The sequence below is a fragment of the Amycolatopsis thailandensis genome (genome assembly GCF_002234405.1).
GTDB classification, from domain to species: domain Bacteria; phylum Actinomycetota; class Actinomycetes; order Mycobacteriales; family Pseudonocardiaceae; genus Amycolatopsis; species Amycolatopsis thailandensis.
This window is the reverse complement of record NZ_NMQT01000161.1, coordinates 34,740-47,973: the sequence shown is the minus strand read 5'-3', so window position 1 is coordinate 47,973 and position 13,234 is coordinate 34,740. Positions and strand designations below refer to the sequence as shown.

General features: G+C 69.5%; 12 protein-coding genes and 2 pseudogenes. 5 read left to right on the top strand and 9 right to left on the bottom strand.

What is annotated here, in order from left to right; genetic code table 11:
* The 4 genes and pseudogenes from CFP71_RS37755 to CFP71_RS37740 form a co-directional block, all read right to left on the bottom strand.
* A pseudogene (locus tag CFP71_RS37755) lies at positions 1–204 on the bottom strand (molybdate ABC transporter permease subunit); the annotation flags it as partial.
* An 85-nt stretch (positions 205–289) separates the two neighbouring features.
* Entirely contained in the window at positions 290–1,051 is a 762-nt protein-coding gene (modA, locus tag CFP71_RS37750) for a molybdate ABC transporter substrate-binding protein (protein ID WP_093938690.1), read from the bottom strand.
* A complete protein-coding gene (locus CFP71_RS37745; RefSeq protein ID WP_020631846.1) occupies positions 1,048–1,452 on the bottom strand; it encodes a TOBE domain-containing protein in 405 nt (134 codons plus the stop codon). Before CFP71_RS37745 ends, modA begins: the two co-directional genes overlap by 4 nt.
* A 33-nt stretch (positions 1,453–1,485) precedes the next feature.
* Positions 1,486–1,959 (bottom strand): MarR family transcriptional regulator, encoded by a 474-nt coding sequence (locus tag CFP71_RS37740; RefSeq protein WP_093938689.1) that lies wholly within the window; start codon positions 1,957–1,959, stop codon positions 1,486–1,488.
* 89 nt (positions 1,960–2,048) lie between these two features.
* Between CFP71_RS37740 and moaA the strand changes: the two genes are divergently transcribed.
* From moaA to CFP71_RS37720, 4 genes are all read left to right on the top strand, one after another.
* On the top strand, positions 2,049–3,113 hold the full coding sequence (gene moaA, locus CFP71_RS37735; RefSeq protein ID WP_167406413.1) for a GTP 3',8-cyclase MoaA: 1,065 nt from the start codon (positions 2,049–2,051) through the stop codon (positions 3,111–3,113).
* A gap of 1 nt (position 3,114) precedes the next feature.
* Positions 3,115–3,369 carry a MoaD/ThiS family protein gene (locus CFP71_RS37730; RefSeq protein ID WP_093938687.1) on the top strand — a complete coding sequence of 85 codons (255 nt, stop codon included), beginning with the start codon at positions 3,115–3,117 and terminating at the stop codon, positions 3,367–3,369.
* A gap of 137 nt (positions 3,370–3,506) precedes the next feature.
* Positions 3,507–4,355, top strand: coding sequence for a phosphatidylinositol-specific phospholipase C/glycerophosphodiester phosphodiesterase family protein (locus CFP71_RS37725; RefSeq protein ID WP_093938686.1), 849 nt, complete (start codon positions 3,507–3,509; stop codon positions 4,353–4,355).
* A 454-nt stretch (positions 4,356–4,809) separates the two neighbouring features.
* Complete coding sequence (locus CFP71_RS37720; RefSeq protein ID WP_093938685.1) at positions 4,810–5,448, top strand: LysM peptidoglycan-binding domain-containing protein; 639 nt, start codon at positions 4,810–4,812, stop codon at positions 5,446–5,448.
* Between the two features lie 657 nt (positions 5,449–6,105).
* Here the strand turns inward: CFP71_RS37720 and CFP71_RS45465 are convergent.
* From CFP71_RS45465 to CFP71_RS37690, 5 genes and pseudogenes are all read right to left on the bottom strand, one after another.
* Positions 6,106–7,022: pseudogene (locus tag CFP71_RS45465) on the bottom strand (molybdenum cofactor biosynthesis protein MoaE).
* Entirely contained in the window at positions 7,019–7,489 is a 471-nt protein-coding gene (moaC, locus tag CFP71_RS37705) for a cyclic pyranopterin monophosphate synthase MoaC (protein ID WP_039917570.1), read from the bottom strand. Before moaC ends, CFP71_RS45465 begins: the two are co-directional and overlap by 4 nt.
* Positions 7,490–7,506: 17 nt before the next feature.
* A complete protein-coding gene (locus CFP71_RS37700) occupies positions 7,507–9,045 on the bottom strand; it encodes an alpha/beta hydrolase (RefSeq protein WP_093938683.1) in 1,539 nt (512 codons plus the stop codon).
* 149 nt (positions 9,046–9,194) lie between these two features.
* The gene (locus CFP71_RS37695; protein ID WP_093938682.1) at positions 9,195–10,586 is read right to left on the bottom strand and encodes an NAD-dependent malic enzyme; all 1,392 of its coding nucleotides are present in this window, start codon (positions 10,584–10,586) and stop codon (positions 9,195–9,197) included.
* A 99-nt stretch (positions 10,587–10,685) separates the two neighbouring features.
* The gene (locus CFP71_RS37690) at positions 10,686–10,868 is read right to left on the bottom strand and encodes a hypothetical protein (protein WP_005156172.1); all 183 of its coding nucleotides are present in this window, start codon (positions 10,866–10,868) and stop codon (positions 10,686–10,688) included.
* 93 nt (positions 10,869–10,961) lie between these two features.
* Here CFP71_RS37690 and CFP71_RS37685 point away from each other — a divergent pair, with 93 nt between their 5' ends.
* The gene (locus tag CFP71_RS37685) at positions 10,962–13,205 is read left to right on the top strand and encodes a helicase-associated domain-containing protein (protein ID WP_093938681.1); all 2,244 of its coding nucleotides are present in this window, start codon (positions 10,962–10,964) and stop codon (positions 13,203–13,205) included.
* Positions 13,206–13,234 lie beyond the last annotated feature (29 nt).

Here is a 13,234-nt window from a genome sequence, read left to right as displayed (position 1 = left end):
CGCGAGCACCACGGCGAGCGGGACGCCCAGCAGCACGCAGGCCACAGTGGACAGTCCGGCGGTGATCAAGGAGAGCTTGAGCGCGTTCAGCGACGACGTCGAGGTGATGAGGTCGGGGAAGCGAGTCAGATCCGAGCGCACCAGCAGGCCGACGACCGGCAGCACCACCAGGGCCAGTGCGCAGATCGCCGGCGGCCAGAGCACCCAGGGGACCCCGCCCCCCGCGTTTCGTCCTCTGAATGCGGTACTTGCGCGTGCATCTACCGCGTCCAGAGGACGAAACGCGTGATCAGGGCGCGCCAAAACCGACCTTCGCCAGTTCCTTCTTGCCTTCGGCGCTCAGGACGACGTCGGTGAACTGCTTCGCGAGAGCCGCCTGCGGAGCGTCTTTCACCACCGCGATCGGGTAGTTGTTGATCGCGCCCGCGGCCTCGGGGAAGTCCACTTTGTCCACCTTCGCGGCCGCGGACGTCGCGTCGGTGACGTAGACCAGCCCCGCGTCGGCGTCGCCCGACTGGACTTTCGCGAGCACGGACTTGACGTCCTGCTCCTCACTCGCGGGCTTGAGCGTGACCCCGGACGACTGCTGGACCTTCTTCGTCGCCGACCCGCACGGCACCTGCGGCGCGCAGACGACCACGGTCAGCCCGTCCTTCGCGAGATCCGCCAGCCCCTTGACGCCCTTGGGGTTGCCCTTGCCGACGGCGATGGCGAGCTGGTTGGTGGCGAACACCGACGGCTGCCCATCGATCACCTCACCCTTTGTGGCTTTGTCCATATTGGCCTGATCGGCGGAGGCGAAGACGTCCGCTTTCGCGCCCTGGGTCAGCTTCTGGACCAGAGCCGAGGAGCCCTCGAAGCTGAACTTCACCGTCACCCCGGCGTGCTGCGCCTCGAACTGCTTGCCGAGCGCCCCGAAGGACTCGGTCAGCGACGCGGCCGCGAACACGGTCAGCGTCTTGGCCTCCGCCTGCTGGGCCGAGGGCTCCTCGGAGCCGCAGGCCGTCGCGGCCAGTGCCAGCGCGAGCAGGGCTGGAACGAGTCTCCTCATCGGCTTCCTTCCGGGGTTTCGATCACGACGGTGGTCGCCTTGACGACGGCGACCGCGAGCACCCCGGGCCGCAGCCCGAGTTCGCGGACGGCTTCGGCGCTCATCAGGGAGACCACGCGATGCGGGCCGCACTGCAGCTCGACCTGCGCCATCACCTTGTCCGTGATGACTTCGGTGACGAGGCCGACGAACCGGTTGCGCGCGGAGCGGCCGACGTTCGACGGATCTTCGGGCTGTTCGGCCTGCGCCTTGGCGAACGCGGCGAGCTCGGCTCCGTCGACGACCTTGCGGCCCGCCGAGTCGTCGAACGCGGTCAACTGGCCCGCGCGCACCCAGCGGCGGACGGTGTCGTCGCTGACGCCGAGCAGACGAGCGGCTTCAGACAACCGAAATTGCGGCATGTCTGGAGAGTACTTGCCGCAGATGCGGAAAAGCTATGGACGTGAAGAATTGCCGGGCAGTTCGTCGCGGAGGCCATCGAGCACCGCGCTCTGGAAACGTTCGAGCACTTTCCGTTCCTCCGGAGAGAACTCCTCAAGGACCGTCTTCATGTTCGTGTACGCGGATTCGAAGAGCGGCGCGTGGCGCTCCATGGCACCGGGAACGACCTCTATCAGGACCTTCCGGCGATCGACGGTGTCGCGGACACGGCGGGCGAGACCCGCTTTCTCGAGTCTGTCCATGACGCCGGTCACAGCCCCCGTCGACAACCCGGTCAGTTCGGCGATCCTGCCCGCTGTCAACGGTCCCGGCGCCTGACCGGCGAGTTCGAGCACCTTGTGATCGGTGGCCGACAGGCCCATCAGCTCCGCGATCCTGGCGTGCCGGAGGACGGTCAGCGTGCTGCTTTCCCTGCCGAGATGGGCGAACCGGGCCAATTCCTCCGCCGAAAGCGGATATTTCGCCATCCGGAAACCCTTCGGGAAGAAACCGATTCACTGGGAATGGAGATTCTAGACAGTCGGCTTTCGCCCGCTTCGGGGTTAGTCTGGTGTCAATGACAGCAGTCGATCTCGGGTTTCCCCGTGTCCCCGGTACACGAGGCCGCCCCAGCGTGCCCAGGCCGGACAATCCCGCTCTGATCGACACCTTCGGCCGCGTGGCGACCGACCTCCGGGTGTCGCTCACCGACAAGTGCAATCTGCGCTGCACCTACTGCATGCCCGCCGAAGGGCTGGAGTGGATGCCGAGCGCGGACGTGCTGACCGACGACGAACTCGTGCTCCTGCTGCGGATCGCCGTCGAACGGCTCGGCATCACCGACATCCGGCTCACCGGCGGCGAACCGCTGCTGCGCCAAGGGCTGGAGAAGATCGTCGAACGGGTCGCGGCGCTCGAACCGCGACCGCGGCTTTCCATGACCACCAACGGGATCGGGCTCGCGAAGCGCGCGAAATCGCTCGCCGACGCGGGCCTGGACCGGATCAACGTCTCGCTGGACACCGTCGACCGCGCGCTGTTCGAGACGATCACGCGCCGCGACAGGCTGTCGCACGTGCTGGCCGGCATGGCCGCCGCGCGTGAGGCGGGCCTGGACCCGGTGAAGGTGAACGCGGTGCTGATGCGCGGGCTGAACGAGCACCAGGCCGTGCCGCTGCTGAAGTTCTGCCTCGCCGAGGGCTACCACCTGCGGTTCATCGAACAGATGCCGCTGGACGCGCAGCACGGGTGGAACCGGCGCGACATGATCACCGCCGAGGAGATCCTCGGCATGCTCGGCGAGGAGTTCTCGCTCTCGCCGTTCCCTGCCGCGCGGGGCGGCGCGCCCGCCGAACGATGGCTGGTCGACGGCGGCCCCGGCGACGTCGGCGTGATCGCGTCGGTGACGCGGCCGTTCTGCGGCGCCTGCGAGCGGACGAGGCTGACGGCGGACGGCGCGGTGCGCTCGTGCCTGTTCAGCAACGACGAGACCGACCTCCGTGCCCTCGTGCGCGCGGGCGCGCGCGAAGAAGAGGTGGCGGACGCGTGGCGGGCGACCATGTGGGGCAAGCTCGCCGGGCACGAGATCAACGAGGCCGGCTTCGCGCAGCCGATCCGGCCCATGAGCGCGATCGGCGGCTGACATGGTGACCATCGTGGTGCGGTACTTCGCGTCGGCCCGCGCGGCCGTGGGCCTCGACGAGGAGAAGGTGTCACTGCCGGACGGCGCCCGCGTCGCCGATGTCGTCGCCCACCTGCGCGAACTCCACCCGGAGAAGCTGGCGAAGCTGCTCGACGCGGTCTCCTATCTCTTGGACGGCGTCGCGGTGCGGGATCTCACGCGGCCGCTGTCCGACGCGTCGGAACTGGACGTCCTGCCCCCGTTCGCCGGCGGCTGACCCGGCTCTGACCTGCGCGAACGGCGAAAAGTGATAGCAAAGGTCCCTTGCTCCCCCGGTGAGGCGTTCCGGGGCCTTTGACCCGCCGTCCGCCCGGAATTCACCACCCGGACGCCGAAGCCGCCGAGGATGCGCCAGTGATCACTCCCCGCCGTATCCTCGCCGCGCTGCTCGCCGCGGTCGCCGCCACGAGTCTGGCGACAGCGCCGGTCTCCGCCCACGAACGCGGCGTCCGGCCGCTGCCGCAGGCGCACAGCCACAACGACTACGAGCACACACGCCCGCTTCAGGAAGCGCTCGATCAGGGCTTCACCAGCGTCGAGGCCGACATCTATCTCGTGGACGGGCAACTGCTGGTCGCGCACGACCTCGCGGACACCCGCCCGGACCGCACCCTGGAGTCGCTCTACCTGGAGCCGCTGCGCAAGCGCGTCCTGGCCAACCACGGCGGCGTCTACCGGCAGCGGCAGGAGTTCCAGCTGCTGATCGACGTCAAGGGCGACGCGAACAGCACCTACGCGGCCCTGGAGAAGCGGCTGTACGACCCGCGCTATTCCTTCCTCTTCTCTCTGTACGCGTTCGGGCACGTCCAGAAGCGGGCCGTCACCGCGGTGCTGTCCGGCGGGCGGCCCAAGGACGTGATGCTCGGACAGCGGTTCCGGCTCGCCTTCTACGACGGCCGCATCAAGGACGAGAACGACCTCGGGATCGGTTCCGACCCCCGGGTGACCCCGTTGGTCTCCGACTCCTGGACCGGACTGTTCACCTGGACCGGCGCGGGCCCCTTCCCCGCCGAAGAGCGGGCGAAACTACACAAACTGGTCAAAGACGCCCACGCGGCGGGTCAGCGCGTGCGTTTCTGGGCCACGCCGGATACCGCTGGACCAGCACGTGAAGCGTTATGGAAAGAGCTGGTCGCCGCCGGGGTCGACCACCTGAATACGGATGACCTGCCAGGGCTGGCGAACTTCTTGAGGGCTCGCTAAAGTGCGCGGCCCATTCGCGCGCGAAGGCGCACGAATGGGCCAGTCATCCCTTAATCCACGTGATGCAAGCCTCACGATCCGTGAATTATCTCGGCCAGGAAACGGTCCGGTAACGGCCCACTGACCAGGGAAAACAGTCGAATCGCCGGAGGTTGCGCGCCGTTACTGTGACGTAGGTCACGGCTCGAATAATTTCCGTTGGGCTCGTTCGTTACGTACCGTCGCTTTTCGGTTGGCCCCGACCGACCACGCAACACCGGGAACCCGTAGCGCCTAGCCCTGTCCAACGGATTCCCGGACCCAACCCCGAGCGAAAGCATTTCCGGACAGGGACGAGGGGACCGAGCCGACGCGGCGTGCGTCAGGCGAAGTCAGCTGGCCTGAGACGGCCGGCCAGACCCCTGGGTCTTCCCTCAGCACCGGCTCGTAGGCGCAGGGAGCGAGATTTACTCACATGTCTTACCGAGGCAAGCACCGCAAGATGTCCGCCGCCACCCGCCACATCGCTCGCGTTGCCATTGCGGGCGTCGCGGTCGGCGCTCCCCTCGCAATCGCCGCGACCCCCGCGTCGGCGACCAACTGGGACGCCATCGCGCAGTGCGAGAGCGGCGGCAACTGGAGCACCAACACCGGTAACAGCTACTACGGTGGTCTCCAGTTCTCGCAGAGCACCTGGCGCGCCTACGGCGGCACCGGCAGCGCGCACAACGCTTCGCGCGAGCAGCAGATCGCCGTCGCCGAGCGGGTCCTCCAGGGCCAGGGCATCGGCGCGTGGCCGGTCTGTGGCAAGAAGGGCGGCTCCGCCAGCCCCGCCAAGGCCAAGTCGAGCGCCCCGAAGGCCACCAAGAAGGTGACCCCGAAGAAGTCGACCGCCCCGGTCCAGAAGCAGCAGGCTCCGGTCCAGGCGCCGGCCGCCAAGGTCGCCAACTCCAACCCGGCCGGTGACTACACCGTCGTGGCGGGCGACACGCTGTCGAAGATCGCGTCCAAGTTCAACGTCCAGGGCGGCTTCCAGAAGCTCCAGGACCTGAACAAGGACTACGTGTCGAACGCCGACTTCATCGTCGTCGGTCAGAAGCTCGCCACCAAGTGAGCTCTTGAGCACCAGTAGGTCGTGATGCCCGCGGGGATCCCCCGCGTGGCCACGTCACGGCTGTCAAGGCCCCACCGCGCTGTTCCCCCGGCGGTGGGGCCTTGTCGTATCCGGAGCCGGTACCGCGTGGGTCGGGCTGGTCGTGAGTGGCGATTCGGGTTCTGGCGAACTCGTTTTTGCCTGCCCACTGGTGTGACCGGTCGAGTGTGGAGGATTTGGGACGTTCAACGTCCCAAATCCTCCACGCTCGGTCTCGTTGGTGAGGGAGACCGGGACTGTGAACGTCCGGATCCGTCGTCGGTGGGGCCTTGTTTCGTCGTGGTGCTGGATGGTGGTGTGGTCGACGGGGGAAGATTCCGGACGCTCAACGTCCGGAATCTTCCCCCGTCACCTCGTCTGCCACCGGTCGCTCCTGGCACGACCTCGATCAACGGAAGATCGGGGACGTTGAGTGTCCCAGATCCTCCGTTGATCAAGGTCCGAAGCCGGGGCGACCCCACGGTGAAGGAATTGGGACGTTCAACGTCCCAATTCCTTCACCGTCGCGCCCGGCAGACGCGAAACCACCACCCTCGCCCAGTCAGGCGCAGGTAGGTAAACACCGGTCCGCTCTAACCCGAATCGCCACTCACGACCACCGAAGCGCTCCACCCCTCGCTACGGCGAATTGACCCACTCGTCGCTGCCATCGGTGAAGTGCTGGTGCTTCCACACCGGCAGCCGCGCCTTGACCTCGTCGACCAGCTCCGAGCAGGCGGCGAAGGCCTGGCCACGGTGCTCGGCCGCCACGGCGCACGCCAGCGCGACGTCCCCGATCGCCAGCGCGCCCAACCGGTGACTCACGGCGACCGCCCGTACCCCGGTCCACTTTCCGGAGAGATCCGCGACGACCTCCGCGAGCACCTCCGAAGCGCTGGGGTGACCTTCGTAGGCGAGCCGTTCCACCGACCGCCCGCCGTCGTGGTCCCGCACGACCCCGCCAAAGGTGACGACGGCGCCCGCGGCCGCGTCGTCCACCAGCCGGGCGTGTTCCTCGACCGAAAGCGGCTCGTCGACCACCGCGGTCCGTGCGACCCGAACGCTCACTGCTGTGCCTCCCGTGGGTGGTCGCCGCCCGCCAGCTGGTCGACGGCATGGTCGAGGATCCCGTCCAGTACGCCCAGGCCGTCCTTCACGCCACCGCGTGAGCCGGGCAGGTTCACCACCAGGGTCCGTCCGGCGACGCCGGCGACCCCGCGCGAGAGCACGGCCGTGGGCACCTTGGGCAGTCCGGCGGCCCGGATCGCGTCCGCGACGCCGGGGAGTTCGTAGTCGAGGACTGCGCGCGTGACGTCCGGGGTGCGGTCCGTCGGCGAGATGCCGGTGCCGCCGGTGGTCACGATCACCTGGACCCGGGCCGCGACGGCGTCCCGCAAGGCCTCGCCGACCGGTTCGCCGTCCTCGACGACCACGGGTTCCGGCACGTCCCAGCCGCGCTCGGCGAGCCACGCCGTGATGACCGGGCCGGTCGTGTCCTCGTAGACACCCTTCGCGGCGCGGTTCGACGCCACGATCACCCTCGCGACCCGGTTCACGGCCGCTCCCAGGTCCCGGTCTTGCCGCCGTCCTTGCGGATCAGGCGGACGTCGTCGAGGGTCGCGGCGGGATCGACGGCCTTGATCATGTCGTGCAGGGTCAGCCCGGCGACGGCGACGGCGGTCAGCGCCTCCATCTCGACGCCGGTGCGGTCGTTCGTCTTCGCGGTCGCGGTGATGTGCACGGCGGTCTCGTCGAGAGCGAACTCGACCTTCACCCCGGACAGCGCGATCTGATGGCAGAGCGGGATCAGCTCGGGCACCTTCTTCGCGCCCATGATGCCCGCGATCCGGGCGGTCGCGAGGGCGTCGCCCTTGGGTAGCCCGTCCGTCGCCAGCAGGCCGAGCACCTCGGCCGTGGTGTGCACGGTGCCGCCCGCCAGCGCGGTGCGGGCGGTGGGCGTCTTGCCGGAAACGTCGACCATACGGGCGGCGCCCGTATGGTCGACGTGGCTGAGTTCACTCACGCCAAGCAGGCTAGTCCTCAGAACATGCGCTGCTTCGAGCGAACCTCGTCGAGCGCCTTCTCGCGTTCCTGGCGCCGCTCCGGCGACATCGAGCCGAAGTACCCGCCGTTGTCCGCGGCGCAGGCCGTGTCGTGCGCGGGACGCTTGCCGTCCACGAGGAACCGGTTGACGGCGTTGTTGCCGCAAGCGTTCTCCGAGCTCAGCCAGACCCCGTGCCCGCCGTCGTCGACCGACACCATCCGCGCGCGGTCACCCAGCGCGCGCCGTGTCTCCTTGGCCCCGCTGAGCGGAGTGGCGGGGTCACGCAGGTTCTGCACCACCAGGATGTTCGACGGGCCACGGTCGCCGATCCGCACGGCAGGCTCGATCGACTCGGACGGCCAGTACGCGCACGCCCAGATGTTGGCCCCGGCGGCGCCGAACATCGGGTACTTGACCCGGTCCTTCTCGACGTTGCGCTGATACGTCCCGACGTTCTCGGGCCAGTTCGCGTCGTTGCAGACCACGTGCAGCTGGCCGGACAGCACGTTGCCCATGTCGATCTGCGCGGCCTGAGCGGACTGCTTCAGCACGCCTTCGCCGTCGAGCGCCTGCCACTGCTGCGCCAGCGTGGGGAAGGACCTGGTCGAATACAGCGCGCCGAACGTGCCCATCCGGAACGCCGCGCCGTCCACGCCGGGGACCGCGCGGCCGTCGAGCTTGGCGGCGAGTTCGTAGAACTTCGCCGTCACCTGCCGCGGGGTACTGCCGAGCCCGTAGCTGGCGTGCCGTGCCGCCGCCCACTTCGCGAAGTCCGGGAAGCGGTCTTGGAAACCCTCCGCGAGCCGGCGAGAAGTCGACGGGTCGAGCCCGCCCGGGCCGACCACGCTGTCGAGCACGATGCGGTCGGTCCGCTGCGGGAACAGCGTCGAGTACACGGCGCCGAGATAGCTGCCGTACGAGACGCCGTAATACGAGAGCTTCTTCTCGCCCAGGGCTTCCCGGATCCGGTCCATGTCGCGGGCGGTGTTGGCCGTGGTGATGTACGGCAGGATCCCCGCGGTCTTCGACTCACCGCACTGCTTCGCGACACCGGCCACTTGCGTCGCCCGCTCCGCCACCGCCGCCGCGTCACGCGCGTACGGCGGGACGTTGCTGACCAGCTGCTCGGGCTTGAGATCGCAGGTGACCGGCGTGCTGTGCCCGATCCCCCGCGGGTCGAACCCGATGATGTCGTACGCGTCGAGCACACTCGCCGGCATACCCGCGGCGCGCAGGGATTCCGGCATGGTCAGCCCCGGGCCACCGGGGCCGCCCGGATTCGTCAGCATGACGCCGCGCCGCTTCGCCGGCTTGGTACTGGCGAGCTTCGAAACGGCGATGTCGATGGTCGGCCCGCCCGGGTTCCGGTAGTCGAGCGGGACCTTCAAGGTGGTGCACTGCAGTGTGGGCGCGTCCGGACAGGCTTCCCAGTCCAGCGCACCGGCCGCGGCGGACGCCGAGGCCGGTACGAGTACCGCCGTGGTGACCACCGCGGCCGTCAGTGTCCCGATTTTGCTCAGGACAGAGCGATTCATCCCCAACCCCCGTCATGATCGACTTCTTGGTCGAAATCGAGACTAGGAGCGGGGCACGTGCGGAGTCGTCACCCTGGAGTCGGCCCCCGGGGTCGGCCTCAGTGATGACGATGCCGCCGAATGGAGCAAGGGACCTTTGGTATCGCGCCCTACTGCTGACCTGCTTTGGCCGCCTTCTTGACCGCCTCGGCGACGGCGGGGGCGACGGCGCTGTCGAAGACGCTCGGCACGATGAACGAGGCGTTCAGCTTGCCGTTGTCCACGACGTCCGCGATGGCGTCGGCGGCCGCGAGCAGCATCGAGTCGTCGATGTGGTGCGCCTGCGCGTCGAGCAGCCCGCGGAAGACGCCGGGGAACGCGAGGACGTTGTTGATCTGGTTCGGGAAGTCGCTGCGGCCGGTGGCGACCACGGCGGCGTGCTTCCCCGCTTCCAGGGGGTCGATCTCCGGGTCCGGGTTGGCCAGCGCGAACACGACCGCGTCGGACTTCATGGTCGCGACCTGCTCGGCCCCGAACAGGTTCGGCGCGGAGACCCCGATGAACACGTCGGCGCCGACGAGCGCCTCGTGCAGCGTGCCGGCCTGCTGTTCCTTGTTGGTGTGCTCGGCGATCCAGGTCAGGTTGTCGTCGAGGTTGCCGCGCGCGGAGTGCACGATGCCGTCGATGTCGGCGGCCACGATGTCGCCCGGGTTCTTGCGCAGCAGCAGGCGGATGATCGCCGAGCCCGCCGCGCCGACACCGCTGACGACGATCTTGCAGTCTTCGATGTTCTTCCCGACCACGCGCAGGGCGTTGCGCAGCGCGGCGACCACGACGATCGCGGTGCCGTGCTGGTCGTCGTGGAACACCGGGATGTCGAGCTGCTCACGCAGGCGCTTCTCGATCTCGAAGCAGCGCGGCGCGGCGATGTCCTCGAGGTTGATGCCCGCGTAGACCGGCGCGAGCGCCTTCGCGATCATGATGATCTCTTCGGTGTCCTGGGTGTCCAGGCAGACCGGCCACGCGTCGACGTCGGCGAACTTCTTGAACAGCGCCGCCTTGCCCTCCATCACCGGGAGCGCGGCGGCCGGACCGATGTTGCCCAGCCCCAGCACCGCGGAACCGTCGGTGAGCACCGCGACCGTGTTGCGCTTGATGGTCAGGCGGCGCGCGTCCTCGGGGTTCGCCGCGATCGCCTGGCAGACGCGGGCGACACCCGGCGTGTACGCGCGGGAGAGGTCGTCACGGTTGCGGAGCGCGACCTTGGGGCTGACCTCGATCTTGCCGCCGAGGTGGATCAGGAACGTCCGGTCGGAGACCTTGCGGACGCGGACGCCCGGCATCGAGTCCAGGGTCTGCGTGATGTCCTGCGCGTGATTCTCCGACAGGGCGTTGGCGCTGATGTCGACGACGATCGAGTCGGGGTGCGACTCGACGACGTCGAACGCGGTCAGCACGCCGCCGACCCGGCCGACGGCCGTGGTCAGGTCACCCGCCGCGGTGGACGACGCGGGGGCCTCCACCCGGACGGTGATCGAATATCCGGGACCGGGAACCGGCATGGCACTACCCCCGCTGAGGAACGCTCGAATAGGTCGATCGAAAACCTACTCCCGTGACGACCGCCACGAACCCTCGCAGGGGGTAACTGACCAGTAGCTTTACCGGTTGATCTCGGTTTCGGGGTGCACGTAGGGCACCGCTTCGAGCGGGAAGGTCACGTCGCCGAACGGGGACAGGGCGCCCTGCCGATCCGATGCGAGCTCGGTGACCGGGTGCTCCCCGTCCTCACCGGGCCACGTCGGGTCGATCCCCGCGCGCTTCTTGTTCTCGCCCTTCGCCACAACGTCCTCCCGAGCATGGTCAAGCCGTTCTCAAGGGACAGTCTGCCCGAACGTGGCTGCCGGGCCTCCACCCGCCCGGTATCCTGGTCCTCTATGCCCGCGCCCTCCCTGGCGGACTGGCTGCGCCAGGAGTCCGACGACGCCCTCGCGGCACTGCTGCGCGCGCGTCGAGACCTGTCCACGCCACCTCCGTCCGACACCATCGTGCTCGCCACCCGTGCAGGCACGCCGGGTTCCGTCGCGCGCGCCTGCGAAGACCTCGACACCTTCACCCTCGCCGTGCTCGACGCCCTGCTGCTCGCCGGAGCGGACACCGATCCGGTCCCCGCGGCCGAGGTATCCCGGCTCGCGGGCGCCGGGATCGGCGCGGCGCTGACGCTGTTGCGCACGCGGGCGCTGGTCTGGGGTGACGACGACGCGCTGCGCGTCCCGCCGTCGGCCCGCGACGCGCTCGGCCCCTTCCCCGCCGGTCTGGGATCGTCTTCGCCCTCGCTCGCCGGAACGGACATCCAGGCCGCGCTCGCCGACGTCGGCGAGGACGAACGCGCCCTGCTGACGACGCTCGCCGCCGGGCCGCCGATCGGCCGCACCCGCGACGCGTCGGCCGACGTCCCGCTGGAGCGGGCGCAGAACCCCGTCCAGCGGCTGCTCGCCCGGGGACTGTTGCTGCGCCGGGACGATCAGACCGTCGAACTGCCGCGTGAGATCGGGATCGCCCTGCGCGGCGGGACGGTGTTCGAACCCGCGTCGCTGCGCGAACCGGAACTCCCCGTGCATCCGCATCAGCAGTCCACAGTGGACACGACGGCGGCCGGCGAGGTGATGGAGTTCTTGCGCCAGACCGAAACCATGCTCCGCTCGTGGTCGGAAACGCCGCCGCCGGTGCTGAAGTCCGGCGGGCTCGGGGTCCGCGAACTGAAGAAGCTCGCCAAGGATCTCGACGTCGACGAGACGCGGGTGACCCTGCTGGCGGAGCTCGCGGTCGGCGCCGGGCTGGTGGCCGACAGCGAGGCGACCACGCCGGAATGGGTGCCGACGACGCTCACGGATTCGTGGCTCGCGTCGCCGACGGCGCAACGCTGGATGACGGTCGCGCAGGCCTGGCTCGAACTTCCCCGGCTGCCCGGTCTCGCCGGCGGACGCGACGCGAAGGACAAGCCGATCGCGCCGCTTTCGGAGGATCTGCGCCGTCCGCTGGCACCCACCTCGCGGCGGCGGATCCTGCTCGCCTTGGCCGCGCTGCCCGAAGGCGCCGGGGTGAAGAGCATCGACGAGCTGGTCGCCGCGCTCGCCTGGCGCGCGCCGCGGCGGGGCGGGCGGCTGCGGGACGAGACCGTGCGCTGGACGATGGCCGAGGCGTCCGCGCTCGGCCTGATCGGGCTCGGCGGGCTCACCACGGCGACGAGGGCGCTGCTGGCCGAGGACCGGCCAGGAGCGATCGAGGCGATGCTCGACGCGCTGCCGCGTCCGGTGGACCACGTCCTGGTCCAGGCCGACCTGACCGTGGTCGCGCCGGGACCGCTGGAAGCCGAGCTCGCGGCCGAGATGACCGCCGTCGCCGACATCGAATCGGCCGGGCACGCGACCGTCTACCGGATCACCGAGACGTCCGTGCGGCGCGCGCTCGACACCGGGCGGACCGCGGGTGAACTGCACCAGCTGTTCACGGCGAAGTCGGCGACGCCGGTGCCGCAGTCGCTGAGCTACCTGATCGACGACGTCGCCCGGCGGCACGGGCGGCTGCGCGGCGGGGCCGCCGAGTCGTTCTTGCGCTGCGATGACGCGTCGCTGCTCGCGGAGGTCATGGGGAGCCCCGTCGCGACCGAGTACGGCTTGCGCATGATCGCGCCGACAGTGCTCATCAGCGCGTACCCGCTCGCCGAAGTCCTCGACGCCCTTCGCGCCGCCGGGTTCGCCCCGGCCGCCGAGGGACCCGACGGACGCGTCATGGACATCAGGCCGTCCGGCCGTCGTCTGCCCGCGAAGGCGCGTGCCGCGCGTCGGGCCCCTGGGGAGCCTGCCGGGCTGACGGACGACCAGGTCGGCAAAATCGTCGCGCACGTCCGAGCCGGTGACGCCGCTTCGGCGCGTCGTCGCGGCGAGACCGTGCGGGCGCCGCAAGGAGGCGGCGCCGGGGACACGTCCGCGACGCTGGCGTTGCTGTCGCAAGCGACCATGGAGCGCCGGGAGGTGTGGATCGGGTTCGTCGACTCACGCGGGACGGCGAGTCAGCGGGTGGTGCGGCCGATGCGGGTCGGTGGCGGGGTCCTGGAAGGGACCGACAACGAGCGGTACCCGCTGCACCGGATCACCTCGGCCGCCCTCGTCGAAGACTGACCTGGCGGTGGCGTGCTTTGCCGCGACGA

Bases quoted from the DNA above. Each gene is read 5' to 3' on its own strand.
- CFP71_RS37685 (WP_093938681.1), top strand. From the start codon at position 10,962: ATGCCCGCGCCCTCCCTGGCGGACTGGCTGCGCCAGGAGTCCGACGAC.
- CFP71_RS37730 (WP_093938687.1), top strand. From the start codon at position 3,115: ATGGTGACCATCGTGGTGCGGTACTTCGCGTCGGCCCGCGCGGCCGTG.
- modA (WP_093938690.1), bottom strand. From the start codon at position 1,051: ATGAGGAGACTCGTTCCAGCCCTGCTCGCGCTGGCACTGGCCGCGACG.
- CFP71_RS37745 (WP_020631846.1), bottom strand. From the start codon at position 1,452: ATGCCGCAATTTCGGTTGTCTGAAGCCGCTCGTCTGCTCGGCGTCAGC.
- CFP71_RS37700 (WP_093938683.1), bottom strand. From the start codon at position 9,045: ATGAATCGCTCTGTCCTGAGCAAAATCGGGACACTGACGGCCGCGGTG.
- moaA (WP_167406413.1), top strand. From the start codon at position 2,049: ATGACAGCAGTCGATCTCGGGTTTCCCCGTGTCCCCGGTACACGAGGC.
- CFP71_RS37740 (WP_093938689.1), bottom strand. From the start codon at position 1,959: ATGGCGAAATATCCGCTTTCGGCGGAGGAATTGGCCCGGTTCGCCCAT.
- CFP71_RS37695 (WP_093938682.1), bottom strand. From the start codon at position 10,586: ATGCCGGTTCCCGGTCCCGGATATTCGATCACCGTCCGGGTGGAGGCC.
- CFP71_RS37720 (WP_093938685.1), top strand. From the start codon at position 4,810: ATGTCTTACCGAGGCAAGCACCGCAAGATGTCCGCCGCCACCCGCCAC.